Source organism: Curtobacterium aurantiacum (genome assembly GCF_018598555.1).
In the GTDB taxonomy this organism is placed as follows: Bacteria; Actinomycetota; Actinomycetes; order Actinomycetales; family Microbacteriaceae; genus Curtobacterium; species Curtobacterium aurantiacum.
The window spans coordinates 15047-40857 of the sequence record NZ_JAHEWN010000001.1 but is presented as its reverse complement, the minus strand read 5'-3'; the positions used below and the strand labels follow the sequence as shown (position 1 = coordinate 40857).

The 25811-nt window shown below is 68.5% G+C and carries 24 protein-coding genes; 12 read left to right on the top strand and 12 right to left on the bottom strand.

Features of this window, described 5'->3' with window-relative positions:
- The first annotated feature begins 96 nt into the window (after nt 1-96).
- The 4 genes from KK087_RS00205 (at nt 97) to KK087_RS00190 (ending at nt 2997) form a co-directional block, all read left to right on the top strand.
- Entirely contained in the window at nt 97-639 is a 543-nt protein-coding gene (locus KK087_RS00205; RefSeq protein ID WP_214563802.1) for a hypothetical protein, read from the top strand.
- A 41-nt stretch (nt 640-680) separates the two neighbouring features.
- Nucleotides 681-1094, top strand: coding sequence for a type II toxin-antitoxin system RelB family anti-toxin (locus KK087_RS00200; protein WP_056069870.1), 414 nt, complete (start codon nt 681-683; stop codon nt 1092-1094).
- Nucleotides 1084-1605: a hypothetical protein gene (locus tag KK087_RS00195; RefSeq protein WP_214563801.1), complete on the top strand. Its 522-nt coding sequence runs from the start codon at nt 1084-1086 to the stop codon at nt 1603-1605. The genes KK087_RS00200 and KK087_RS00195 overlap by 11 nt, the downstream gene beginning before the upstream one ends.
- 345 nt (nt 1606-1950) lie before the next feature.
- Nucleotides 1951-2997, top strand: a complete 1047-nt coding sequence (locus KK087_RS00190) for a hypothetical protein (protein ID WP_214563800.1) — start codon at nt 1951-1953, stop codon at nt 2995-2997.
- 136 nt (nt 2998-3133) lie between these two features.
- On the opposite strand, the gene KK087_RS00185 is transcribed toward KK087_RS00190, so the two are convergent.
- From KK087_RS00185 to nrdH, 5 genes are all read right to left on the bottom strand, one after another.
- Nucleotides 3134-4144, bottom strand: a complete 1011-nt coding sequence (locus KK087_RS00185; protein ID WP_214563799.1) for a hypothetical protein — start codon at nt 4142-4144, stop codon at nt 3134-3136.
- A 428-nt stretch (nt 4145-4572) separates the two neighbouring features.
- The gene (gene nrdF / locus KK087_RS00180; protein WP_250893074.1) at nt 4573-5574 is read right to left on the bottom strand and encodes a class 1b ribonucleoside-diphosphate reductase subunit beta; all 1002 of its coding nucleotides are present in this window, start codon (nt 5572-5574) and stop codon (nt 4573-4575) included.
- Between the two features lie 106 nt (nt 5575-5680).
- Complete coding sequence (gene nrdE, locus KK087_RS00175; RefSeq protein ID WP_110864196.1) at nt 5681-7786, bottom strand: class 1b ribonucleoside-diphosphate reductase subunit alpha; 2106 nt, start codon at nt 7784-7786, stop codon at nt 5681-5683.
- 17 nt (nt 7787-7803) lie between these two features.
- Nucleotides 7804-8220, bottom strand: coding sequence for a class Ib ribonucleoside-diphosphate reductase assembly flavoprotein NrdI (gene nrdI / locus KK087_RS00170; RefSeq protein WP_071263051.1), 417 nt, complete (start codon nt 8218-8220; stop codon nt 7804-7806).
- Between the two features lie 110 nt (nt 8221-8330).
- Entirely contained in the window at nt 8331-8564 is a 234-nt protein-coding gene (gene nrdH / locus KK087_RS00165) for a glutaredoxin-like protein NrdH (RefSeq protein WP_017886897.1), read from the bottom strand.
- A 321-nt stretch (nt 8565-8885) separates the two neighbouring features.
- On the opposite strand from nrdH, the gene KK087_RS00160 reads away from it, so the two are divergent.
- Both KK087_RS00160 and KK087_RS00155 read left to right on the top strand, forming a co-directional pair.
- Nucleotides 8886-10091 carry an MFS transporter gene (locus KK087_RS00160; RefSeq protein ID WP_214529901.1) on the top strand — a complete coding sequence of 402 codons (1206 nt, stop codon included), beginning with the start codon at nt 8886-8888 and terminating at the stop codon, nt 10089-10091.
- Between the two features lie 188 nt (nt 10092-10279).
- Complete coding sequence (locus KK087_RS00155) at nt 10280-11098, top strand: aldo/keto reductase (protein WP_214563798.1); 819 nt, start codon at nt 10280-10282, stop codon at nt 11096-11098.
- A 7-nt stretch (nt 11099-11105) separates the two neighbouring features.
- On the opposite strand, the gene KK087_RS00150 is transcribed toward KK087_RS00155, so the two are convergent.
- Nucleotides 11106-11444, bottom strand: a complete 339-nt coding sequence (locus KK087_RS00150) for a hypothetical protein (RefSeq protein ID WP_214529899.1) — start codon at nt 11442-11444, stop codon at nt 11106-11108.
- Between the two features lie 107 nt (nt 11445-11551).
- Here KK087_RS00150 and KK087_RS00145 point away from each other — a divergent pair, with 107 nt between their 5' ends.
- Together KK087_RS00145 and KK087_RS00140 are read left to right on the top strand one after the other, a co-directional pair.
- A complete protein-coding gene (locus tag KK087_RS00145; RefSeq protein ID WP_214563797.1) occupies nt 11552-12382 on the top strand; it encodes a LysM peptidoglycan-binding domain-containing protein in 831 nt (276 codons plus the stop codon).
- Between the two features lie 79 nt (nt 12383-12461).
- Nucleotides 12462-12983 carry a ribonuclease H family protein gene (locus KK087_RS00140; RefSeq protein ID WP_214529897.1) on the top strand — a complete coding sequence of 174 codons (522 nt, stop codon included), beginning with the start codon at nt 12462-12464 and terminating at the stop codon, nt 12981-12983.
- Between the two features lie 13 nt (nt 12984-12996).
- Here KK087_RS00140 and KK087_RS00135 read toward each other — a convergent pair whose 3' ends face one another.
- Nucleotides 12997-13248, bottom strand: a complete 252-nt coding sequence (locus KK087_RS00135; RefSeq protein ID WP_111232838.1) for a DUF6458 family protein — start codon at nt 13246-13248, stop codon at nt 12997-12999.
- Between the two features lie 98 nt (nt 13249-13346).
- Nucleotides 13347-15917 carry a DEAD/DEAH box helicase gene (locus KK087_RS00130; RefSeq protein ID WP_214563796.1) on the bottom strand — a complete coding sequence of 857 codons (2571 nt, stop codon included), beginning with the start codon at nt 15915-15917 and terminating at the stop codon, nt 13347-13349.
- A gap of 122 nt (nt 15918-16039) precedes the next feature.
- On the opposite strand from KK087_RS00130, the gene KK087_RS00125 reads away from it, so the two are divergent.
- A complete protein-coding gene (locus tag KK087_RS00125) occupies nt 16040-17053 on the top strand; it encodes an LLM class flavin-dependent oxidoreductase (RefSeq protein WP_214563795.1) in 1014 nt (337 codons plus the stop codon).
- Between the two features lie 473 nt (nt 17054-17526).
- Here the strand turns inward: KK087_RS00125 and KK087_RS00120 are convergent, their stop codons facing one another.
- The gene (locus tag KK087_RS00120; RefSeq protein WP_214563794.1) at nt 17527-20016 is read right to left on the bottom strand and encodes a glycoside hydrolase family 3 protein; all 2490 of its coding nucleotides are present in this window, start codon (nt 20014-20016) and stop codon (nt 17527-17529) included.
- Nucleotides 20017-20192: 176 nt separating this feature from the next.
- Between KK087_RS00120 and KK087_RS00115 the strand changes: the two genes are divergently transcribed.
- Nucleotides 20193-20783: a TetR/AcrR family transcriptional regulator gene (locus KK087_RS00115; RefSeq protein ID WP_214545166.1), complete on the top strand. Its 591-nt coding sequence runs from the start codon at nt 20193-20195 to the stop codon at nt 20781-20783.
- A 139-nt stretch (nt 20784-20922) separates the two neighbouring features.
- Nucleotides 20923-21786 (top strand): NAD-dependent epimerase/dehydratase family protein, encoded by an 864-nt coding sequence (locus tag KK087_RS00110; protein ID WP_214563793.1) that lies wholly within the window; start codon nt 20923-20925, stop codon nt 21784-21786.
- A gap of 3 nt (nt 21787-21789) precedes the next feature.
- On the opposite strand, the gene KK087_RS00105 is transcribed toward KK087_RS00110, so the two are convergent.
- Nucleotides 21790-23364: a DUF7059 domain-containing protein gene (locus tag KK087_RS00105; protein WP_307859885.1), complete on the bottom strand. Its 1575-nt coding sequence runs from the start codon at nt 23362-23364 to the stop codon at nt 21790-21792.
- 20 nt (nt 23365-23384) lie between these two features.
- Nucleotides 23385-23750 (bottom strand): ArsR/SmtB family transcription factor, encoded by a 366-nt coding sequence (locus KK087_RS00100; protein WP_214529891.1) that lies wholly within the window; start codon nt 23748-23750, stop codon nt 23385-23387.
- A 103-nt stretch (nt 23751-23853) separates the two neighbouring features.
- On the opposite strand from KK087_RS00100, the gene KK087_RS00095 reads away from it, so the two are divergent.
- Nucleotides 23854-25107 (top strand): MFS transporter, encoded by a 1254-nt coding sequence (locus KK087_RS00095; protein ID WP_214563792.1) that lies wholly within the window; start codon nt 23854-23856, stop codon nt 25105-25107.
- Nucleotides 25108-25242: 135 nt separating this feature from the next.
- Here the strand turns inward: KK087_RS00095 and KK087_RS00090 are convergent, their stop codons facing one another.
- Nucleotides 25243-25692, bottom strand: a complete 450-nt coding sequence (locus KK087_RS00090; protein WP_214529889.1) for a TIGR02611 family protein — start codon at nt 25690-25692, stop codon at nt 25243-25245.
- Between the last annotated feature and the right edge of the window lie 119 nt (nt 25693-25811).

Below are 25811 nucleotides of genomic sequence, written 5' to 3'. Positions count from 1 at the left end.
CGGCGAGGTGGGACGGGCGGGTCACTTGTTGGTGGTGGGATGAAATCCGACCGGTGGCCTCCGGGCGCTGTCGCCCGCTGACCATAGACTCAGGCTGTGACCGACGGCGAGGTGCGAAGCGATGGTTCTGCGTCCGTGTGCACCAAGGAGGACTGCGCTCCAATCCGCCATCATTGGTACGCCTCCGATGGCACGCAAGAACACCGAACCGTTGCCGGCCAAAACGTGGCGCAGGCGCTCCGACAACTGCTCACTGAGGCTGGACTCGAGGGCGAGGACCGGGACCGCGTCATGGGTGAGGTCGCGGCCCGCATGAAGCGACTGGTGCAAGGCAAACTTCTGCCGATTCACCACGTGAAGGGCCCGATGGAGACCGTGACCGGCATCGACCTCTTCGAGGTTCGAACACAGGTGTACCGCGGCGAGGGTATCGACGAGGTGCTGGTACGCGTCTACCACGTCGAGCCCGTCGACCTAACTCGGGTAGGGGGCTCCACCGTGGTAGGGCTGCATATGCATCTCAAGGACGTCTCAGACCCGAAGCAGGTCCGTAGCCGCCAAGACGAGGAGCTGCAGCACGCCCGCAAGCGTTACTTCGAGGGACGCGGTGGCAAGTGGGGCGGAGCCTCGCTCCCGTAACTACTGGCGGGTTCACAGCAGTGCCATATAGGCTGCGGCCTATGACCATCGAGTTCGACGACGGGCTGGGGTTCGAGGCAGAGGAGACGCCGTCCGAGCGTCTTGCCCGGCAGCTCGCAGACGCCGACCTTCAACTGATCGCCCAGATCCGTGCCAAGCGGATTGAGCTCGGCCTCTCGCAGGCCGAACTCGGACGGATGCTGCACATCAGCCAAGCAACGGTTTCCGAGTTCGAGAGCGGGATGACCGAGCCAAAGATGCAGACCGTCCGCCGCTACGCACATGCCCTCGGCCTGCTGATCGAGCACTCCGTCCGCGACGTTGACGCCACCTACGAGCCAGGGCGCGACGCCGTTGAGATCGAGCTCACCAGTGGTGCGAGATTCACCGCGCAGACCGGCTCGTACACAGCATTGGCCAACTCCAAGCGAACGGACTTCGCCATTGCAGCGTGACGACCGCGTCGACGGTGACGACCAGTTGGCGTCCAGCCGAGTCGTCGGGGACATCCATGAGCTGGTCGAACTGGTTGAGCTGGAGGACGTCTTTCTCTGGGAGGAACGAAGCCGCCGCATCGACGAGACGAAGACCGAAGGTGACGAGGTCCCTCGAGTGCGGAACGTGATGAACGTTGCGGACCGCGCCGACGGACTCGGAATCGGCTTTCGGTTCCGGATGACCTTCGACGACCGCCAAGGCAACGAGTTCATTGCCGATCTTCAAGCACAGTACGAAACACCGGAGCGACTCGAAGTCAGCCAAGAGCTGCGAACCGAATTCGCCGAAAGGGTTGCCTTCTTCACGGTCTACCCGTATCTGCGGGCCTCGATACAGACTGCCGCCGCCCGTATGGGGGTTCCCGCACCGGTGCTGGCGATCGTGCGTGCTGGACAGTTCAAACTGGGTTCACCCATGAGCGCAGACGCCGCAGCAAACGAGTTCGAGGACAGGGCACCCGAAGAGTAGAACCACAGCGACTGTTGCGGGTCAGAGGTGATCGGGGCTGCGGAGTGCGGGCTCAAACCGGCGACGCTCCAAGAAGTTCCGAACAACCCCGTTTCGCCGAGGTAGTCGCTTTAGCTCACGGGAACGCTCGAAGGCGCTCGCGTGCAGCGGTCACGACAGCTTGCAGCCCGGAACCTCGTCCGTGCAATCACCGAAGGCTTCCCGGGCATACAACGAACCCTCTGGGTTCGACAAGCACTGGCCGGCTCGCCGGCCCACCACAGTCAGGACAGCCCGTCGAAGGCGGCCCTAGGTGGGTGTTTAGGCGGATGCGTGGCGGAGCTTCAACACGACGAGAGGTCACCTGTGCTCGAAACAGCGCTCATCCAACCCGGCATCGACGCCTCCGAACAGATGGAGTCCATGCTCGCCAGCGATTTGCACGCAATCATCTGGCGTCACGCCCCACACGATTCAGATGGTGCGGATCTCCGCGACTACGTTCTCGGCGCTGCTCGGAGTGTGCGGTCGAACTTGTATAGCGCGCTCGTGCAGCTCGCTTCGTACCGCGAGGCACGATACAAGCTCGACAACGCTCTCATCCTCTCGCTCCCGCGCACCGGCTCTATCCCGCGAGGACCTCACATCGACGAGCTCGGCGCGCGGCTCAACGCTCATCAGCAAGCGCTCTTCACCGCGCTAGGTGCTGCACTTGACTGCACCGCTGCCGTCTGCGTCGCCGTCAGTGGGTTGAAGATGAACGTTCGGCGGGCTCAGATGCCGGCGCTCTTGCCTACCTCTGACGATGCAGACTTCCCGACCGAAGGTCGGAGTCAGAGCCTGAAGAGGGCGATGCGGTCGGCGCCGGAGCGTGTGGCCGAGCTGCAGCATCAGATTCTGCGCGGGATCCGCGGCTCATACATGTCCGCCGGGCCTCCCGGCTGGCTGCGTTGGATGCTTGATGCTCGGAACACCGCCGTACATCGCGAACAGTCAGCAAGTTACGTCTTCTTCGAGGGCGACAAGAAGACAGGCTTGACCGTCTATCGGAATCTGCAACGCCACCCGCAGATGAGCAACCTGCAGTCCGTGCGATCAGCGGATTCGCCTGCAGCGATGCTCCTTGAAGAAGATGCAATGGTGACGATGCGAGAGTGCGTCCGGTCAACAGGCCTCGTCGTGAACGGCGTGGGCGCAGTTATCGAGACAGAGTGGGCGAAGCGCCGAATCGCTCTGGATATCCGTGTGCCCATCAGTGAGCAGTGGGACGCAGCGGATCCATCTACTTTCGATGGCTTCAGACCCGGGTCGGCGAAGTTTGTGCCAAAGCCCGGCACCGTGCTGTTGATGAACCCGCGGGACAGCGCACGGCTCGCGGCCGGCGGTGCTCTCGATTCTTCTGAGAAACGCTGAGGCTTCGAAGCGTCGGCGCAGCAGTGTCGCAAAGCCGGGGTGCTCCGCCTACCAGGGGGTCGGTGGGCTCAGGCGGCTTGCGCCTTCGCTGCGGCAGCTCTCAGCGCCACTTCTGGCGTGACGCTGGTGTGCCCACCTACTCGGGTTCGTCGTCGCGATCGAAGTGGCTGAGGTATGTCCGGACGGAGCGGAACGTGTCGACGCCGACGAGAATGCCCTCGCCCGGTGAGCCAAGGGTGGTCAGTACCCAGCCGGCGCCGGCTGCGACTCCGGCGCCGACCGCCAACGGTGTCCGCGCGGCGCCGGCCCACAGCTCGAGGTAGCTGCGCAAGCCAGCGAAGCTGAGGGTCCGATCTACCAGCTCATCTGAGACACCGAGCTGATCCTGCGCGGCCGGGAGGCTCGCCTCGAGTTCGCTGCGGACCGGCTCGGGTGCGGCGTCGTATGCCGCCTTGAAGTCATCAGCAGCTGCCCGGACACGGGCGTAGTCCACGCCCAGCGGGCCTGTTGTCGCCAATGCGTCCGCGAGGTTCTCGGTCGCCTGCAGCAGGCTCGGTGACTTCGCGACCGGTGCGTACATGGTGCCGAGACCATCGAGGCGTGTTGCGCTCCGGCCCTGGTACCCGGCAACCGCGACATCCAGCGAGGGCTTCACGATGCTGTCAAACCGGAGCTGCCGAAGAGTCTGCTGCTGCACCGCGTACGCGGAGATGGCCGGCTGCATGAGCCGGATCGTGCGCTGCAGCTCCTCGCCGTAGTTCAGGTCGAACTGTCGCACGCTCTCCAACGCCGGAGCGATCGCCTGCGCAGCCGAACGGTTCATCTGCGCGATGGCCTGCGCTGCGGGGGCGGCGTCTCGGATGATCTGCAACGCCGGTGCGAGCTGCTCAACCATCTGCTCACGCCACACCGCTGCCTGCGCTGCGTAGGGCTGCATGGCAAGGATGGCTGACTGGATAGACCGCATCGTCTGTGTGATCGAGACCTGCTGCAGGTTCGGGACCGTCGTTGCAGTTACCGCTGTCGTCAGCGCAGCGGTGCTCTCCTGCACAGCATCAATAGCTTCAGCTCCCGCCACTGAACCGCTATCGGCTTCTGACTCGTTCTCGCTGTCGTTCGGCTCTGCTTCCTGCGACACATCCGTCATTCGTTTGTCCTTCCCCATTTGTGGCGCACTCGCTCGCACCGGGATATCAGTGTGCCGGTTCCCCAAACAGCCTTCGACCCAAGTTCGCCGCAAGCGTGGCGAATGATTCGAAGCAATCAAGTCGATCTGTCAACACATTCCACACTGGGGAACGAGTGGCAGCCTTGACGTCGGCAGACCCTGGAGACATCGACACCTGGTGGTGCCGGCGCGTTGGATCCGTCCGGCTCAGCCGCCCCCGAACCAGGAGGAAAGCGGCTCATGAAGTACTGACTACTTGCTACTGGCGGCCCCACGCCCAGTCGCCGACCCCGGAACCAGAGTTACCCGCAGAGACATTTGCAACCGCGCCACCGTCGCAAGATCCGGCCACGCCAGTCCTGCGCGCATCACCGAAGCCAGCGGGGCGCCCCAAAGTCACACCAGGATCAGAAGTCCCAGTCCTCATCCTCGGTCTTCTCCGCCTTGCCGATGACGTACGACGACCCCGACCCCGAGAAGAAGTCGTGGTTCTCGTCCGCGTTCGGCGACAGCGCCGACAGGATCGCCGGGTTCACGTCCGTCGTCTCCTTGGGGAACATCGGCTCGTAGCCCAGGTTCATCAGCGCCTTGTTGGCGTTGTAGTGCAGGAACTTCTTGACGTCCTCGGTCAGGCCGACACCGTCGTAGAGGTCCTGCGTGTACTGCACCTCGTTCTCGTAGAGCTCGAACAGCAGGTTGAACGTGTAGTCCTTGATCTCCTGCTTGCGCTCTTCCGAAGCGCCCTCGAGGCCCTTCTGGAACTTGTACCCGATGTAGTACCCGTGGACGGCTTCGTCACGGATGATCAGGCGGATCAGGTCAGCGGTGTTGGTGAGCTTGGCACGCGAGGACCAGTACATCGGCAGGTAGAAGCCGGAGTAGAACAGGAAGGACTCGAGCAGCGTCGAGGCGACCTTGCGCTTCAGGGGGTCGTCACCGGTGTAGTAGTCGAGGACGATCTGGGCCTTCTTCTGCAGGTTCACGTTCTCGGTGGACCAGCGGAAGGCGTCGTCGATCTCGGGCGTCGAGGCCAGCGTCGAGAAGATCGACGAGTAGCTCTTCGCGTGCACCGACTCCATGAACGCGATGTTCGTGTAGACGGCTTCTTCGTGCGGGGTGATCGCGTCGGGGATGAGGCTGATCGCGCCGACGGTGCCCTGGATGGTGTCGAGCAGCGTCAGGCCGGTGAAGACCCGCATGGTGAGCTGCTGTTCCTCCGGCGTCAGCGTGTTCCACGACTGCACGTCGTTCGACAGCGGCACCTTCTCGGGGAGCCAGAAGTTGTTGACCAGCCGGTTCCAGACCTCGACGTCCTTGTCGTCCTGGATGCGGTTCCAGTTGATGGCGCTGACCGAACGGATCAGCGGGATGGCCTTGCCCGTGGCGTGGACCGGGTCGGTGAGAGTCATTGCGTCTTCCGGAGATCGTGGATGGGAACGAAGAAGCGGACGGGAGGCGCGGTGCGGGGTGGCACCGCGCCTCCAGCCCGGGGATGGTCGCGTCAGCGACCGGAGGTCACAGCATGCAGCTGACGCAGCCCTCGACCTCGGTGCCCTCCAGCGCGAGCTGGCGGAGACGGATGTAGTAGATCGTCTTGATGCCCTTGCGCCATGCGTAGATCTGCGCCTTGTTGATGTCACGCGTGGTGGCGGTGTCCTTGAAGAACAGCGTCAGGGACAGGCCCTGGTCCACGTGCTGCGTCGCCGCGGCGTACGTGTCGATGATCTTCTCGGCACCGATCTCGTACGCGTCCTGGTAGTAGTCCAGGTTGTCGTTCGTCATGAACGGCGCCGGGTAGTAGACGCGGCCGAGCTTGCCTTCCTTGCGGATCTCGATCTTCGACGCAATCGGGTGGATCGACGACGTCGAGTGGTTGATGTACGAGATCGAACCGGTCGGCGGGACGGCCTGCAGGTTCTGGTTGTAGATGCCGTGCTCCTGGACGGACGCCTTCAGCGCCTTCCAGTCGTCCTGCGTCGGGATCGTGATGTTCGCGTTGTCGAAGAGCGAGGCAACGCGAGCGGTCGCGGGGGTCCACGTCTGGTCGGTGTACTTGTCGAAGAACTCACCCGACGCGTACTTCGAGTCGCGGAAGCCGTCGAAGGTCTCGCCGGTCTCGATCGCGATCTTGTTCGACGCACGCAGGGCGTGGAACAGCACCGTGTAGAAGTAGATGTTCGTGAAGTCGATGCCCTCTTCGGAGCCGTAGTAGACGCGCTCACGAGCGAGGTAGCCGTGCAGGTTCATCTGGCCGAGGCCGATGGCGTGCGACTTGTCGTTGCCGTCCTCGACGGAACGCACCGAGGTGATGTGCGACATCTGCGAGACCGAGGTCAGGCCGCGGATGGCGGTCTCGATGGTCTTGCCGAAGTCGGGCGAGTCCATCGTCAGCGCGATGTTCAGCGAGCCGAGGTTGCAGGAGATGTCCTTGCCGATCTCCTTGTAGGACAGGTCCTCGTTGAAGGTCGTCGGGGTGTTGACCTGCAGGATCTCCGAGCACAGGTTGGACATGTTGATCCGACCCTTGATCGGGTTGGCCTTGTTCACCGTGTCCTCGAACACGATGTACGGGTAGCCCGACTCGAACTGGATCTCGGCGATGGTCGTGAAGAAGTCACGCGCCTTGATCTTCGTCTTCTTGATGCGCGAGTCGTCGACCATCGCGCGGTAGTTCTCGGAGATCGGGACGTCGCCGAAGGGGACGCCGTAGACCTTCTCGACGTCGTACGGCGAGAACAGGTACATGTCCTCGTTGTTCTTCGCGAGCTCGAACGTGATGTCCGGCACGACGACGCCGAGGGACAGCGTCTTGATGCGGATCTTCTCGTCGGCGTTCTCGCGCTTGGTGTCGAGGAACTTCATGATGTCCGGGTGGTGGGCGCTGAGGTAGACCGCACCGGCACCCTGACGCGCACCGAGCTGGTTCGCGTAGGAGAAGGAGTCTTCCAGCAGCTTCATCACGGGGATGATGCCCGAGGACTGGTTCTCGATCTGCTTGATCGGGGCGCCGGCCTCGCGGATGTTGGAGAGGAGCAGGGCCACGCCGCCGCCGCGCTTCGAGAGCTGCAGCGAGGAGTTGATGCCGCGCGAGATCGACTCCATGTTGTCCTCGATGCGGAGCAGGAAGCAGGAGACGAGCTCGCCGCGCTGTGCCTTCGCCGTGTTGAGGAACGTGGGGGTCGCGGGCTGGAAGCGGCCGGCGACGATCTCTTCGACCAGGTCGATGGCGAGCTGCTCGTTGCCCTGGGCCAGGCCGAGAGCGGTCATGACGACGCGGTCCTCGAAACGCTCGAGGTAGCGCTTGCCGTCGAACGTCTTGAGCGTGTAGCTCGTGTAGTACTTGAACGCGCCGAGGAACGTCTGGAACCGGAACTTCTTCGAGTACGCCAGGTCGTTGAGTCGCTGGATGAAGTCCAGCGAGTACATGTCGATCGTGGCTTTTTCGTAGTACTCGTTCTCGACCAGGTAGTCGAGCCGCTCCTTCAGGTTGTGGAAGAAGACGGTGTTCTGGTTGACGTGCTGCAGGAAGAACTGCTTGGCGGCCTCACGATCCTTGTCGAACTGGATGTTCCCGTCCGCGTCGTAGAGGTTGAGCATCGCGTTGAGGGAGTGGTAGTCCATCCCCGTCTGCGGCGACGTCAGATCGACGTCTGCAACTGCTGCGTCCAAAATGCATCCAATCCTGAGTTGACCGCCGACACGTCGTCAGGGGTCCCGAAGAGTTCAAACCTGTACAGAAGGGGGACGTTGCACTTCCGTGCGACGACGTCCCCTGCGAGGCCGTACGCCTCGCCGAAGTTCGTGTTGCCACCCACCACCACGCCGCGGATGAGCGAGCGGTTGTGGGCGTCGTTGAGGAACTTGATGACCTGCTTGGGGACTGCACCCTCGCCGTTGCCGCCACCGTAGGTGGGCAGGACCAGGACGTAGGGCTCGTCGACGTGCAGGAACGGTTCGCTCGGGTAGAGGGGGATCCGGTCCGCGTCGCGGCCGAGCTTCTCGACGAAGCGTGCGGTGTACCCGGACACGCTCGAGAAGTAGACCAATCGGCTCATGGTGCGCTCCTGTGGAGAAGGTGCGGAACAGGCGGACCGGGGGTGTCCTGCGGGCGATCGTCCGGCCTCCTGAACGGGACCGGGGTGACCGTCCGCAGGACGGGAGACGACTACGCCAGTTCGGCGCTGAGGGTCGCGATCTTGTCGGGGCGGAAGCCCGACCAGTGGTCGTCGTCCGTGACGACGACGGGGGCCTGCATGTAGCCCAGGCTCTTGACGTGCTCGAGTGCTGCCTCATCGGTGGAGACGTCGTGCACTTCGTACTCGATGCCCTTGTTGTCGAGGGCGCGGTACGTCGCGGTGCACTGGACGCAGGACGGCTTGGTGTAGACGGTGACGGCCATGTTCTCCCCGGTTTCTGGGCCCGATTCGAGGCCCGAAGTTCGTGTGCGGTGCTGAGGACGACGCTACTACATGTTGTGCCCAGCGGACGGTTGGACCACTAGAGGAAGTGTTACACCCCTGTAGTTCTCCACAACCCCGTCCACAGTGTGGACATTCCTCGAGGCCCGGTTTTCCGCCACTCTCACACGTGCCACCGACACTCTCCACGCGCTGTGGACCCGCTCCTCCACAACTGTGGAAATCGCTCGCTCGGCGTGTCGCAACCGACCCCTCCCCAGGACGGGGGACACCCCGTTCCGTCCGGTCCGTACACTCGTCTCGTGAGTACGTACGGCCCCCTCCTGAAGACCCCCGGCGTGGGTCGTGTCATCGCCGCACAGCTCACCGCGCGGTTCCCGTTCGGCATGCTGTCGCTGGCCTACCTCCTGCACGTCGAGCACGTGTTCGACTCGTACGGCGCCGCCGGTCTGGTGCTCGCGACGACGAGTGTCGGGCAGGCACTGGCCGGCCCCCTGACGAGCCGGTGGATGGGCAGCTGGGGCATGCGCCCCGTCCTCATCCTGACGAGCATCGTCGCGCTGATCAGCATGGTGGTGATCGCGTTCGTGGTCATGCCGCTCTGGGGCTACGTGGTGGTCGGGTTCCTCGGTGGCCTGGCGGTCCCGCCCGTGCAGCCCGCGGTGCGCACCATCTACCCGAAGATGGTGACCTCGGCGCAGCTCACACCCCTGTTCTCGCTCGACGCCAGCGCGCAGGAGCTCATCTGGGTCGCCGGCCCGGTCATCACCACCTTCGTCGCCACCCAGATCGGCACGGTCGAGGCGATCGTCGTGGCGATGGTCTTCCTGGTCGTCGGCGGCGCGTGGTTCATCGCCTCCCCGGAGCTCGGCCGCGTCCGCATCCCCCGCTCGAAGCGCGCGTTCGGTGTCGTGCTGAAGCGTCCGGCGGTCGTCGTCGCCACCCTGACCGGTCTGCTCCTCATCGGGGCGTGCGCCGCGGTCGAGGCGAGCGTCACGAGCGTCTTCGGCGAGGGCAGCCCGAACGCCGGCATCGTCCTCGCGGTGTTCGCGGTCGGTTCGCTCGTCGGCGGCCTGGCGTTCGGGCACCTCCCGATCTCGCGCAACACCCTGTGGACGCGCATGGCGGTCGTCTTCGTCGGCCTGACCCTGGCCCTCGGCGGCACCGGCTTCTGGTGGCTCTGCCTCGCCCTGGTCATCGCGGGTGTGGGCATCGCGCCGGCCCTCGCGGTCATGTTCGGGTCGGTGTCGGCCACCGTCAAGTTCTCCGACACGGCCGAGGCCTACGGCTGGATGGGCACCGGCCAGCTGATCGGTGCCGCGGGCGGTTCGGCCATCGCCGGCTTCCTGATCGACAGCAGCGGCCCGATCGGCGGCTTCACCGTGGGCGCCGTGATGGCCGGGATGGGCGTACTGCTCCCCTTGGCGATGCGGAGCTGGCTGCCCGACCTGCGCGGCCGTGACGCCAGCCCGATCCCCGACACCGAGCCGGTGACCCTGCCGACCTGAGCGTGCGGTTTCGGGCGTACCTGGTCGAATCGGGCGTACCTGGTCGGAAGTTCTGACCAGGTACGCCCGTTTCCACTTTCCATCGCAGCCGGTGTGGGAAGGAACGTGCGCCCGGCGCACGGGTCGCGTTCTCCACAGATGGCCTGGAGGCCCGGCGCGCGCCCGCCACGCACCGGCAGGATGGGTGCATGGTCACCTCAGTCCCCCTCCGCGACGGCCGCTCGATCCCCGCGATCGGCTTCGGCGTCTACAAGGTCGACGATGCCGAAGCCGAGACGGCGGTCGGTCTCGCGCTCGACGCCGGCTACCGGCACGTCGACACGGCCGAGATGTACGGCAACGAGACCGGCGTCGGCAAGGCGATCCGGGCCTCCGGCCTGGACCGTGACGACGTCTTCGTGACGACGAAGGTGTGGAACGACCACCAGGGGCGCGACGCGACCCTGCGGGCGTTCGACGGCAGCCTCGAGCGGCTGGGACTCGACGCAGTCGACCTGTACCTGATCCACTGGCCGGCCGCCGCGAACGACCGCTACGTCGAGACCTGGCGCGCGCTGGTCGAACTCCGCGAGTCGGGCCGGGCGCGGAGCATCGGCGTCTCGAACTTCCAGGTGCCGCACCTGCAGCGACTCATCGACCAGACCGGCGAGGTGCCGGCGCTCAACCAGGTCGAACGCCACCCGTGGCTGCCGCAGCGTGAACTCCTCGCATTCCACGAGCAGCACGACATCGTTACCGGGGCGTGGTCGCCGCTCGGCCGTGGGCGGCTGATCGACGAGCCGGTGCTGACGGGCATTGCGGACGCACACGGGGTGAGCGTGGCGCAGGTGCTCGTGCGCTGGAACGTGCAACAGGGCGTCGTGGTGCTGCCGAAGTCGGTCACGCCGTCGCGGATCCGGTCGAACCTCGACGTCGCCGGCTTCGTGCTGACCGACGACGAGCTCGCGGCGATCGCGACGCTCGAGTCCGGGCAGCGGACCGGTTCCCACCCGGACTCGGTGTCGTAGCGGGTTGCTAGCCCCGGCGGTCCTCCTCGGACTGCCACGGCAGGTGCAGGTCGCCCGGTTCGGGTTCGACGTCGCCGGCGTCGTCCGCGCCGCCCGTCCCCGGCGCCGAGATGACCTTGGACGGGTCGATGCCGTCCTCACGCAGGTCGGCGTCGTCGCGCTGCTTCGTCTGGGACGCGTCCATCTCGCGCTCGCTCGACGGGCTGTACGACGTGTCGGCTGCCCGCTGCTCGCGGTCGCTGACCCCGTCGACGTCATCGCTGTGGGCGGCATCGCGGAGTGCGTCGTTGCGTGCGCGGTCGTCGGACGGCTCGGGGCCGGGGGCGTTGGGGATGCTGTCGCTCATGGTGTTTCCTCCTGCGCCGGACGGTAGTCCTGCCGCCCGAGTCCCAGTCCGGTCACGGTGCTCGATCCGGCCCCTCGCCCCCGCTACGATCACCGCGAGGGGGAACGATGGGACGAACACGGACCGCGACGACCGCGGCGATCGGCTCGGCGCTGGTGGGGCTGCTGCTCGCCGGGTGCACGGCGTTCGGCGGGGACGACGCGATCCCGACGCCGACCCGACAGGCGTCCGAGCGCACGGATGAACCCGTGCCGGAACCGACGCTCGCGACCGATCCGGTCGAGACCGAGCCCGAGCAGGCGCTGCCCACCGGCACCGTGGCGGCCGAGACCGACGTCGTCTCGCCGAGCGGTGACACGAGCATCCACGTCCGCGTCGTGGCGAACGACCGCGGGACCTTCGACGCGCAGCTGTCCGAGTACCGGACGACCAATCCGCAGCCCATGCGTCTGGAGTTCCGGCACCGGCCCGCGAAGCCGCTCGACGGCGAGGACGGCTCGGTGCGCGAAACAGTCGAGTGGGACGCCGCGGTTGCTCCTCCGACCTCGTTCACGATGGGTCAGGCGGGTCCACGCCCCGACTACCTGCGCAGTGTCGTCCTCGTGCCGGCGACGGTGGCCGACGAGGACACGTCCGAGCGCCCGTGGGCTGGGTCGGTGCTCGCCGCCGCCGACCTCACGTGGAAGATCCCGAACCCCTATCCCGACATGCACGTCACGGTCGGCAAGGACCGACCGGGCGCCTACGGCATCGTCACGGACGTCGACGGCCGACCGGCGAACTACCTGGTCGCGCACGGCGACGAGCTCTCGACGGTCGCGGAGCGGTTCGGCATCACGCCGGCGCAGGTGCAGTGGATGAACCCGTACATGGAGCAACGCGACGACGACTGGTTGCTCGAGGGCAGCACGCTCAACATCGACCCCGCTCGGCGTTGAGACGAGGCGCCGCTGAGGCGAGCGGCCGGTCGGGTCCGTTACGGTTGACCAGCACTCGGCACCACCAGGAGGTCCCATCGTGACGATCGTCGCCGCCGCAGACGGCTCAGCCCTCGGCAACCCCGGCCCCGCCGGCTGGGCCTGGTACGTCGACGACGACCGGTGGGCAGCCGGCGGCTGGCCCCGAGCGACGAACAACATCGGCGAACTCACCGCCGTGCTGCAGCTGCTCCGCGCCACGAAGGACACCGACGAGCCGCTGCACATCCTGTGCGACAGCCAGTACGCCATCAAGGCGTGCACCGAGTGGCTCGCCGGCTGGAAGCGCAAGGGCTGGCGGAAGGCCGACGGCAAGCCCGTCCTGAACGTCGAGATCATCAAGGAGCTCGACGCGGAACTGCAGGGCCGCAAGGTCACGTTCGAGTGGGTCCGCGGGCATGTCGGTCACGAGATGAACGAGGCCGCCGACGTGCGTGCCCGGGGCGCTGCCACCGCGTACCAGAACGGCACCGACGTGCCGCACGGCCCAGGGTGGCCGGGCGTCGAGGTCACGGAGCCCTCGGCACTGCCCGAGGCGACCCCGCCCGCGACCCTCTTCTGACGGTCCTGACGGGTCAGTACGTCCCGTCGCGCCGGTCCTGCTGCGTGATCTGCTCCCCCGACGCCGGGTCGACGCCCGAGCGCGTGGTGGTCGTGGTGCGGCGGCCGCCGAAGGCCACGGCGAGGCTGATGATGAGCAGCACGACACCGGCTGCCATCAGGATGTAGCCGATCAGGCGGAGGTCGATGCCGGCGAGCTGGATGTTCAGCGCGAAGGCGACGATCGCGCCGATGACGATCAGGGCGATGCTGGATCCGATGCGCATGACGCAGTCCTCTCGGGTGGGGGTGGTGTCGGAGACGGTACACGTCCGACGACCCCCGCGCCGGAGCGGCCCGGGCCCCGGCCGACGCCCCGCGCCGATCAGTCGACGTCCACCTCGGCCCACCCGTCGAACCGCCCGATCTCGGTGAGCCGCACGACGGCCTCGCCCACCTCGTCCGAGGCGTCGAGGTCGATCGTCGCCGAGAACCCGAAGTCCTTGTCCCCCTCGGGGTCGGCGAAGATCTGCCGTGCCTTCCAGACCCTGGGTGATGCGGTGGCCCCGCTCTCGTCGAGCACCAGGTACTGCATCGAGCGGGCGTCGGCGTCGGTACCGATGCTGTCGTGCTCCTCGTAGTACTCCTCGAGCACGTTGTCCCACGCCGACCGGTCGAAGCCGACGGTCGCGTCGAGCTCTCCGAGCCCGTCGATGTCGTCGGCCGCGGCGAGCAGCACCCGCTGGAACAGGGCGTTGCGCACGAGCACGCGGAACGCCCGCGGGTTGCCGGTGAGCCGTGCGGGCTGCGGCGGCGCGATCTCCTCGTGCTCCTCGGACGCGAGCAGCACGTCGCCGTTGAGCAACGCCTCCCACTCGTCGACGAGTGAGGAGTCGGTCTGCCGGACGACCTCGCCCAGCCACTCGATGAGGTCGTCGAGTTCCTGGGTCCGCTGTTCCTCCGCGATGGTCTGCCGCATGGTGCGGTACGCGTCGGACAGGTAGCGCAGCACGAGCCCCTCGGAGCGGGTGAGCTGGTAGAAGCGCACGAAGTCGCCGAAGGTCATCGCCCGCTCGTACATGTCGCGGACGACGGACTTCGGTGACAGCTGGAAGTCGAGCACCCACGGCTGTTCGGCGGCGTAGGCCTCGTACGCCGCCTCCAACAGCTCGGACAGCGGGCGAGGCCAGGTGACCTCCTCGAGCAGCTCCATCCGCTCCTCGTACTCGATCCCCTCCCGCTTCATGCGTGCGACCTCTTCGCCGCGCTCCTTGAACTGCTGCTGCGACAGGATCGCCCGCGGGTCGTCGAGCGTGGACTCGACGACCGACACCATGTCCAGCGCATAGGTGGGAGAAGAAGGGTCCAGCAACTCGAACGCGGCGAGCGCGAACGGCGACAGCGGCTGGTTCAGCGCGAAGTTCGGCGCGATGTCGACGGTCAGACGGTAGGTGCCGTCGACCTTCTCGATCACGCGCGCGTTGATGAGGGTGCGTGCGATGACGAGCGCCCGTCGGGCCATCGCGAGCTGCCGGGAGCGCGGTTCGTGGTTGTCGAACACCAGGGATCGGACGTCCGCGAAGGCGTCCCCACCACGGGCGACGACGGACAGCACCATCGCGTGCGTGATCCGCATGCGGGAGACCATCGGCTCGGGTTCGGCTGCGATCAGCCGTTCGAACGACGCCTGCCCCCAGGACACGAAGCCCTCCGGCGCCTTCTTCCGCTTGATCTTGTTCTTCTTCTTCGGGTCGTCGCCCGCCTTCGCGACGGCGCGCGCGTTCTCGATGTCGTGCTCGGGCGCCTCGGCGACGACGTCACCCTCGGTGTCGTAGCCGGCGCGTCCGGCACGGCCGGCGATCTGGTGGAACTCGCGGGCCGACAGCTGGCGCATCTTCGTGCCGTCGAACTTGGTGAGCCCGGTGAACAGCACGGACCGGATCGGCACGTTGATCCCGACGCCGAGGGTGTCGGTGCCGCAGATGACGGGCAGCAGTCCGCGCTGGGCGAGCTGCTCGACGAGCCGTCGGTACTTCGGCAGCATGCCGGCGTGGTGCACGCCGATGCCCGCGCGGATCAGGCGCGACAGGGTCTGTCCGAACCCGGCGCTGAACCGGAAGCCGGCGATGGCGTCCGCGATCTGGTCCCGGCGTTCGCGCGAGGCGACCTTCGCCGACATCAGCGACTGCGCCCGCTCGAGCGCGGCGGCCTGGGCGAAGTGCACGATGTAGATGGGCGCCTTGCCCTCTTCGAGGAGCCGCTCCACCGTCTCCTGCACCGGCGTCATCACGTACTGGTACTCGAGCGGCACGGGTCGGGAGACACCGGTCACGCGGGCGGTGGGCCGACCGGTCCGGCGGGACAGGTCGTCGGCGATGGTGGTGACGTCGCCGAGGGTCGCCGACATCAGCAGGAACTGCGCACGCTCGAGCACGAGCAGCGGCACCTGCCATGCCCAGCCGCGGTCGGGGTCGCCGTAGAAGTGGAACTCGTCCATGACGACGACGTCGACGTCGGCGTCCGGTCCCTGCCGCAGGGCCAGGTTCGCCAGGATCTCCGCAGTGCAGCAGACGATCGGCGCATCGGCGTTGACGCTCGAGTCGCCGGTGACCATGCCGACGTTCTGCGCACCGAACAGTTCGACGAGCTGGAAGAACTTCTCGGACACCAGCGCCTTGATCGGTGCCGTGTAGTAGCTCCGCTTGCCCTCGGCGAGCGCCGCGAAGTGCGCTCCGGCCGCGACGAGCGACTTCCCGGTGCCGGTCGGCGTGCTCAGCACGACGTTCGCGCCGGACACGAGCTCGATGACCGCTTCGTCCTGCGCCGGGTACAGCGGCCGGCCGCCCTCGGCGGCCCAGGCCGCGAAGGCCTCGTAGACCTCGTCGGGATCGACGACGCCGTCCACCGCCGCCGGGATCGCGGCGACGAGCGGGGGCACGGTGGTGACGTCGGTCATGCGCCCATCCTCCCAGGTGCGGCCATGACGGACTGGAGGCTCGGTGCCAGGCCGCCACGTGCCTCCCGTCCGCCCCGCCGCCGACTCGGGCGCATTTCGATACGTGCGCATAAACTCGCGGCATGCGCGAACTCGGCTTCCTCTCCTTCGTCCCGAACCACGGCGGCACCGAGGGCGCCGCCGGCGCCCTCGAGGACGGGCTACGCCTGTTCGAGACCGCCGAGTCGCTCGGCTACGGGACGGGTTGGGTGCGCGGTCGGCACTTCGAGCCGTACCTGACGAGCCCGATGACGTTCTTCGCGGCCGCCGCGCAGCGCACCAGCACCATCGCGTTCGGCACCGCCGTGCTCGGCATGCGCTACGAGGACCCGGTGCGCCTGGCCGAGGACGCCAGCACCGTCGACCTGCTCAGCGGCGGCCGGGTGCAACTCGGCATCAGCACGGGCATCGCCGGGTACGGCCCGATCCTCGACCCGGTGTTCGGCACGGTCGACCGCAGCTTCCGCGACGAGGCCGAGGCCCGCGCCGCACGGCTGCTCGAGGTCCTGCAGGGCGAGCCCCTCGGCAGTGCCGGCAAGGGCTACGAGAGCATCCCCGCCGGGGCCGACCTGACCCTGCAGCCGCTCAGCCCGGGCCTCCGTGACCGGGTGTGGTGGGGCGGCGGGAGCATGGGCACGGCGGTCCGCACCGCCGAGAAGGGGCTGCTGCTGCACTGCTCGACCCTGAACACCGAGGACACCGGCGCGCCGTTCGCCGAGGCGCAGGCCGATCAGATCACCGCCTACCGCGAGCGGTTCGCCGAGCTGCACCCGCAGCGTGAGTCCAAGGTCGCCGTCGGACGGATCGTGGTGCCGCTGCTCGACGACCACGACCGAGCCGTGCACGAGGAGTTCCTGACCGGCTACGCGTCCGGCATGGACGACGAGGGCCGGCCACTCTCGGGCACGCCGCCGTTCCGGTTCAGCAAGGTGCTGTCCGGCGAACCGGCCGCCATCGTCGACGCGCTGCTCGCCGACCCGGCGGTCACCGCCACGGACGAGCTCGTCATCACCCTGCCGGCGAACGGCGACCGTGCGGCACACGAGCGGATCCTGCGCATCGTGGCCGAGGAGATCGCCCCGGCGCTGCGGGCCTGATCGCTGCGAGCGGGCTGCACGGCCGAGCCGCCACCGAGAGTCGAGGGCATCCGGCGGGGCTCTGATCGAGTTGGTGAGGCCCGAGAGCCCTGCCGGATGACCATCTCGTCCCTGATCCGCACGAGATGGTGCACCCATCGTTCCACCTACCGACCGGTTTGTCACACCGATCCGCGCACTCGGGACGGAAGAAGTTGACCAACTGTCACTCGTTTTTGCGATCCGGGACGAAGTGCGTCAACCGGTTCACCGATGCGGTTCCGGGCCGGAACGACGAATGCGTCCCCGCGCGGACGCGGGGACGCATTCTGGGACGCACCGGGGAGGCCAGGGCAACAACGGCCGGATCAGGAGACCGAGTCGCTCACCCAGCGACCCCGTAGTCGGTGCGTGCGCGGACGGTAACCAGCCGACTCGCGCACATAGATGTTACTGAATGGAGTTGCGAGCTGCGCGGAAACCGGACGACTTCGTCACTCCAGTTCGAGGGACGCGGTCCCGACGACGTCGTCGACCGAGGCTCCGACGTGCAGCGTGAAGGTCCCCGGCTCGTACCGCCACGAGCCGTCCCAGTGGGCGAAGGCGCGTGCGGGGACCTCGATCGAGACCTCCGTCGACTCCCCCGCGCCGAGCCGGACCGGCGCGAACCCGACGAGCCAGCGCACCGGACGGTCGACGGTCGACTCGCCACGCGAGGCGTACACCTGCACGACGTGCTTGCCGGCACGGTCCCCCGTGTTCGCGACCGTCGCCGTGACGATGACGGCGTCGCCCTCGCGCACGGTCGGCGTCGCGGAGACGCCCTCGATCGACCACGTGGTGTAGCCGAGGCCGTGCCCGAACGGGTACGCCGGCTCCGTGCCGGCCCGCAGCCAGGCCCGGTAGCCGACGTGGACACCCTCGTCGTAGGCGACCTTGCCGTCCACCGGGGTGACGTCGAGCACCGGGACGTCGGCCATCGCGACGGGCCACGTGGTGGGCAGGCGGCCGCCGGGCTCCTGCGCTCCCGTCAGCACGTCGGCCAGGGCATTGCCGTACTCCTGTCCGCCGAACCACGTGAGCAGCACCGCGGCGACGTCGTCCCGCCACGGCATCTCGACCGGCGACCCGGCGTTCACGACGACGACGGTGTTCGGGTTCACCGCCGCGACCGCCCGCACCAGGTCGTCCTGGCGGCCGGGCAGCGCGAGCGACGAGCGGTCGTAGCCCTCGGACTCGACCTTGGAGTTCGTTCCGACCACGACCACCGCGACGTCCGCGCCACGGGCAGTGTCCACCGCGGCCTCGATCAGCACGGCGGGGTCGTCGTCCGAAGGCTCGGTGCCGAACTGGTAGGCCAGCACCCCGCCGAGCGTCTCGTCCTGCACGATGTCGTACTCGATGCGGATCGCGACCTGCTGCCCCACGGTCACCGACACCGGCACCGAGCGCGCCGGCGGGTTGAGGAACGCTGCACCGAGCTGGTCGCCCTCGAACGGCACGTCCTCGTCGAGCAGCAGCTCGCCGTCGATCCACATCCGCGACCGCCCGGCCGCACCGATGCCGAACCGGACCGTGCCGGTCGACTCGGCCGTGTAGGTCGTGGTGATGTCGAGCCGGGCCGCTTCGCGCGTCGGGGCGTCGCCGCCGAACCAGAACAGGGCCGTCGCACGGCGGTCCTCGACGAACAGCTCCTCGCCGTCCTTGACGAAGGCAACCCGGGCTCCGGCCTCCCCGGTACCCGGGTTCGTGATCGAGGACAGCGGGAACTCCGCGATCCCCTCCTGCACGACTGCGCCGATCGCGTAGTCCACACTCGCGCCGGGGAACGCCGAGCGGATGCCGTCCAGCGGCGACACGACCTGCGACGGCACGACCGTGGCCGAGCCACCGCCCTGCGTGCGGGCCTGGTCGGCGTTGTGGCCGATCACCGCGATGCGCGACACGGCGGGGGCGTCGAGCGGCAGGACACCGGTGTTGCGGACCAGCACGGTGCCCTCGGCCTCGGCTTCGCGCACGAACGCGATGCCGTCCTCGACGTGCACGGGCGACGCGGCGACGGGCTCGAAGCCCTCGAGCGCGCCGACGCGTGCGGCCAGGGTCAGGATCCGGCGGACCTTTCGGTCGATCGCCGCCATCGGCACCTCGCCGGACTGCACGGCGGCGAGCAGCGGGCCCTCGCTCCACCACGGGTTCGGCCCGGGCATCGCGACGTCCTGCGACGCCTTCGCGGAGTCCACCGACCGCACGCCGGTCCAGTCGGACACGACGATCCCGTCGAAGCCCCACTCCGAGTTGAGCGGGGTCTCGAGCAGGTCGTTCTCCGACGCCGTCACGCCGTTGATCGCGTTGTACGACGACATGACCGCCCAGGCGTGCGCTTCAGTGACGGCCTTCTCGAACGCGAGCAGGTACAGCTCACGCAGGGCACGGTCGGACACCTCGGTCGACGCCGTGAAGCGGTCGGTCTCGTAGTCGTTCGCGATGTAGTGCTTCGGGGTCGCGGCGACACCGTTCTCCTGCACGCCGTCGACGTACGACGCCGCCAGGTCACCGGTGAGCACCGGGTCCTCGCTGAACGCCTCGAAGTGCCGGCCACCGAGCGGGGACCGGTGCAGGTTGATGGTCGGGCCGAGCACGACGTCGACGCCCTTGCGGCGGGCCTCGACAGCCGCGGCCGCGCCGTACCGCTTCGCGATCGCCCGGTCCCACGACGCACTCAGCGCCGTCGCAGACGGCAGGTTCAGTGACGGGTCACGCTCGTCCCACACCTCGCCGCGCACTCCGGACGGACCGTCCGACATCAGGATCCGGCGCAGCCCGATCTTCTCGATCGGCCAGGTGGTCCAGAAGTCACGCCCGGTGAGCAGCTGCACCTTCTCGTCGGTGGTCAGCTGGCCGAGGAGCGCGTCGATGCGCTCGGTCAGCGGCGTCGCCGGTGTCGCCGGACTGGAGGCGGTGCTCGCGTCGTTCACGGTGGTCACGGTGGTCGGTCCTCTCGTTCAGGGCCGCGGGGCGCCGCCTGGACAGCCGGGGGCTCGTCGCCCACACCCACCATCCACCGGGTTCGCCGCCCGCGCTGGCAGCTCCTGCACCGTACCACCCAAAACCAACCGTTGCTTGGTTTTCTCGGGTCTCCTGCGGGCGGTACAGTCTGGCCATGGCACGACGGGGTTCGTACGCAAAGGGCATCGCGAAGCGCGAGGAGATCCTCACGGTCGCGCTGGACCTCGTGGCGTCGCAGGGCTTCCGGCGGACGAGCATCAAGGACATCGCCGACGCCGTGGAGCTGACCCAGGCCGGCCTGCTGCACTACTTCGACTCGAAGGACGAGCTCTGGGTCGAGATCCTCCGCCGCCGCGACGAACTCGACCTCGCGCACGACTGGCAGGCCGCGGACCCGGCGGCCCTGCTCGCGGCGATCGTGCGGCACAACGCCGAGGTCCCCGGCCTGGTGCAGATGTTCGTCAACCTGTCCGCCGCGGCCGCGACCGACTCGGAGCACCCGGCGCACGAGTACTTCCGCGAGCGGTACGAGCGCAGCCGCCGCGACCTGTCCGCCGACTTCCGCACGATGCAGCAGGACGGCCGACTGCGTACCGACATCGACCCCGACGAACTCACCAGCGTGCTGCTCGCGGTGTCCGACGGCATGCAGATCCAGTGGCTCTTCGACCCCACCCGCGACATGGCCGAGCACGTCGAGCTCGTCGCCCGCCTCGCGATCGCCCAGGTCGCCCCCACCGCCTGACGGCACGGCCCGGCCCGGCCCAGCCCGGCACCAGGTTCCGGCAGTGGGGTACGGACAGGGCCTGGCCGCCTCAAGGGTGGCGGGGCAGGATGGTCGGTGCCCGCCAGGGCGTGTTCCGACGACGATGTGGAGTGACGCGATGACGCGTGTAGTGGTGACCGGTGGTAGCGGCAAGCTCGGACGAGCGGTGGTGCGTGACCTCGATGCGCACGGGTACGACGTGGTCCTGCTCGACCGTGTCCCCTCCCCCGACAAGCCCGAGCGTGTGCCGTTCGTGCGGATCGACCTGACCGACCACGGCCAGGTCCTGAACGCCCTGCTCGGCATCGACGACCGGTACGACCACGTCGACGCCGTCGTGCACCTGGCGGCGGTGCCGGCCCCGGGGCAGGTGCCCGACGTGGCACTCATCACGAACAACGTGACCTCGTCGATCAACGTCTTCCACGCCGCCCGTGCCGCGAAGATCAAGAACGTCGTGTGGGCGTCGAGCGAGACCCTGCTCGGCATCCCGATGGGCGAGCACCACCCGCCCTACCTGCCGGTCGACGAGGAGTTCGCCGTCCGCCCGCAGTCCTCGTACTCGCTCGGCAAGGCGGTCGAGGAGGAGATGGCCCGCCACTTCACGCGCTGGGACCCGGAGCTGAAGATGATCGGTCTGCGCTTCTCGAATGTGATGGACGAGACCGACTACCCGGCGTTCCCGTGGGACGCCACCCCCGAGGCGAAGACGTTCAACCTGTGGTCGTACATCGACTCCCGCGACGGGGCCCAGGCCGTACGCCGGGCGCTCGAGGCCGACCTCACCGGGTTCGAGGCGTTCGTCATCGCGAGCCCCGACACGGTGATGGACACCCCGACCATCGAGCTCGTCGAACGCTACGTGCCGGACATCGAGCGCCGGGCGGACATCGACGGCGTCAGCTCGCTGCTGTCGTCGGAGAAGGCCCGCGAGCTCCTCGGCTACGCGCCCGAGCACAGCTGGCGCGACCACCGCGCCTGATCGTCAGGCGGCGGGGACGAGCATCCCGTCGAGCACCAGGTCGCGCGCCGCCGGCAGCAGGTCGGCGGCGAGCGCCTGCTCGTCGACGCCGGTGATCTGCGCGAGCGCACCGATGATCGCCGCGACGGACAGGTCGCCGTCGCATGCACCCACGAACGCCGCGAGTGCGGTGTCCGCATCCACTCGGCGCCCGAGCCCGCCGCCCTGCACCAGGGTCATCACGGTGGGGTCGTCGTTGCCCGGCCAGTAGTACCGCTCCTCGGTGACGTCGCCGGCCACCGACAGGTGGGCGGCGGCGAGCGCGGCGTCGTCGTGCGCGGCGAGCCAGGCGGCCGCGTCGAGGACGCGGGCGACCGTCGCACCGAGGCCAGCGGGGTTGGAGCCGAGCGTCTCGGGGACGCGCTCGAACCGGCGGAGGGCGGACGGGCCTCCAGGCAGGGGTCGGCGCACGACGACGTACCCGAAGCCGACGCCGGTCACCCGACGGTCCGCGAAGTCGTCGAGCCAGGCGCCCATCAGGGTGTCGAACTCGGCCGTGCCGGGTTTGGTCCCACCGTCGCGGATCCAGGTCTCGGCGTAGGACGTCGGGTCCTGCCGCTCGCGCTCGATCACCCACACGTCGAGGTCGGTGTCGGCGAACCAGGCACGCACGCGGTCCAGGCCGTCGACGCCCCAGTGGTACTCCCAGTTGCCGAGGAGCTGAGCGGTCCCACCGGGCTCCAGGTGGTCGGACAGGCCTCGGAGCACCGTCTCGACCAGGGCGTCGCCGACCATGCCGCCGTCGCGGTACTCGTACGACGGGACGCCATCGCGACGGGGCGTGATGACGAAGGGCGGGTTCGAGACGATCCGGTCGAAGCGCTCCCCCGTGACCGGCTCGAACAGTGAGCCGAACCGGAAGTCGATGCCGTCGATGCCGTTCAACTGGGCGTTGAACCGGGCGATGTCGAGGGCACGGCGCGAGATGTCGGTGGCGGCCACGTGGTCGGCGAAGCGCCGCGCGTGCATGGCCTGGATGCCGCACCCGGTGCCGAGGTCGAGCACACGCTCGACCGGCACGGGCACCTGCAGGCCGCTCAACGTCGTGGTGGCGCCGCCGATGCCGAGCACGTGTTCCTCGCTGATCGCGTGCCCGAGGGCGAGCTCACCGAGGTCGGAGACGATCCACCAGCTGCCGGCGCCGAGGTCGTCGACGAAGGCGTAGGGGCGCAGGTCGACGGTGGGGTGGATGAGCGCGTCAGCGCCGTTGCCGTCGCCTTCGCCTCCGCTGCGCAGCAGGCCCGCGGCGATGACGGCGTCGAGCCCGGCGGTCGGGAACGCCACAGCGGCCTCGGCCCGCGCCACCGGCAGGCCGAGCACGAACAGCGTCGCCAGCGTGCCGAGCGGCGTGGTCTCGCGGGCGGCGAGCGCACGGAGCGCGGCGACCCGCGAGCCCCGGTGCAGCGAAGCCGCGGCCTCGGCGCCCCACAGGGAGTCGAGCCGGTCGACCGTGAAGCCGGCCGCCGTCAGGTCCGCGGCGAGCGCCGTGGTGACGGCGGGGTCCGCGACGATCGACGGAAGCGTGTGCACAGTGTCCACGCCGGCGCTCCCGCCGGCGCTCACGATGCGATCCCCTCGCGCAGCAGGGCCGCGGGGACCTGCCAGTCGAGCACCAGGTCGAGGAGCCCGGGGAACCGCTGCTGCACGTCCTCGACACGGACGCGGCTGACGCGGGTCAGGCCCTCCAGGTGCTGCTCGAGCAGACCGGCCTCGCGCAGGACCCGGAAGTGGTGGGTCAGCGTGGACTTCGGCCGGTCGATGCCGACCCAGCCGCAGGTGCGCTCACCCCCGGCCGCGTCGACCAGGTAGCGGTGCAGGATCGCGAGCCGGATCGGGTCGCTCAGGGCGTCCATCACGACCGGGAGGTCCATCTCGGCCACGGACGGCTGCGGCAGCCGTTCAGGAGCATCGACGTGCGCGGGCATGGAGGGGACGCTACCACCGTTCGGCTTGCTGTACGACTTGCGTCGTACTGTTCGGGTGCGGTACGAATGCAGTCGTACTGCACGGAGATGGAAAGGGGTGCGCATGCACCAGTCAGCTCGTTCGGTCGCCGGGTTCTGGATCCTGGCGGCGATGCTCCTGGTCTCGGTCGCGTCGTCGGCCGTGCCGTCGCCCATCTACCCGGTCTACGCAGCCGAGTGGCACCTCACCCCGCTCATGCTCACCGGGGTCTTCGCCATCTACGTCGCCGGGCTGCTGGCGAGCCTGCTCGTCGCGGGTCGCCTGTCCGACCACGTCGGCCGGAAGCCCGTGCTCGTCGTCGGCGGCCTGGGCGTCGCGCTGTCGCTCGGCCTCTTCGCCATGGCGGACGGGGTCGTGGCACTCATCGTCGACCGGATCGTGCAGGGCGTCTCGGTCGGGCTGCTCATCGGGGCCCTCGGTGCGGCGCTCATCGACAACTCGCTCGAGCGACACCCGACCATGGCCGGTGTGCTGAACGGCGTCATCCCGCCGATCGCCCTGGCCACCGGCGCGATGTCGAGCGGCGCCCTGGTGCAGTGGGGCCCCGCGCCGGAGCAGCTCGTCTACCTGCTGTTCGGCGCGCTCCTCGTGCTGCTGGTGCTCGCGCTGTTCGTCGTGCCCGAGCAGGTGCAGCGCCGCCCCGGGGCCCTCCGGTCCCTTCGCCCGACGATCAGCGTGCCGCGGTCCTCACGCCGCTTGTTCCGCGGCGTCGCCGGCTCGCTCGTCGCCAGCTGGGCCCTCGGCGGCATGTTCCTGTCGCTCGTCCCCTCGGCGCTCGGCACGGTCTTCGGCATCACGAACCACTTCGCCGCCGGCGCCCTCATCGCCGTTGTCACCGGCGTCGGCGCCCTGACCGGTCTGGCGATCCAGCGGATGGACACCCGACGCGCGGTCCTGCTCGGGCTCGTCGCGCTCGTGCTCGGCCCGATCGTCACGGTGTCGTTCGTGTTCGCACACTCCCTGCCGGGCATGGTCGTCGGCAGCGCGATCGCCGGTGTCGGCTTCGGTGCCGGGTTCCAGGCACCGCTGCGGATGCTGCTCGCCACCGCTGCGCCCACCCACCGCGCCGGACTGCTCTCCACGATCTACGTCGTCAGCTACCTGGCGTTCGGGGTGCCCTCGGTCATCGGCGGGCTGCTCGAGCCGTCGGTCGGCCTCGTCCCGGTCATCGCCGGGTACGGGGGCTTCATCGTGCTCGCCGCGGTCGTCGCCCTCGTGCTGCAGCTGTCGTCGAAGGACGCTGCCGAGGTCGAGGAGCACGCCGCCGAGGTCATCGAGCGCACCGCGACCGGTTCGGTCCGGGTCGCGGCCGAGTAGGCGTGCCCGGCACGGTGCGGTGATGCCCATTCGGTGCGAGCTTGATCGCTCGGTGCGGGCCTGCAGCGCCGCACGGAGCGATCAACCTCGGACGCGATGACCAGCACGGCACGGTGCCGACTAGCTCCCCCAGTGTTAGTGGCCCGGGTGCGCCGAGTTCGCGCCGCGGGCCCGCGCACGCACCCCGACCGTCCGCGCCGCACCGGTGTGCGCAGCGTCGACGTCGGCCTTGCCCCGGTCGGCTGCGTCCCGCAGCCGCTTCGGCCCGTGCCGCTTGGCCCAGTCCCAGAAGCGGTGCAACTGCGCCTTGAGCCAGGTGATGATCTTGTGGAAGAAGTGGAACTCGCTCGCCAGCACCGTGAGGCCGATGAACACGACGAGCCATCCCGGCCCCGGCAGCGGCACCAGGATCAGCCCGATGATGACGACCAGCCCGCCGACGATGCCGACCAGCACCTTGTAGAGCAGGTGCACGTGCGGCCGCGCGTGGATCCAGGCGCGCAAGCGGTGGAACCACTGGAAGCGCTGGCGATCCGCGCCGTCGGCCCGGGCTTCGCCGGGTCGGTCGTTCGGGTCGCCGTCCATGCCGAAAACGTAGGGCGCGCGGCTGGGAATCAGCGGCGCACGGGGTGAACGCGGGGTGCGCATGCCGGGAGGCGCGTGGCGGCCGTTCGCCGTGCCTCCAGGCCGTGACGCGGTACCGC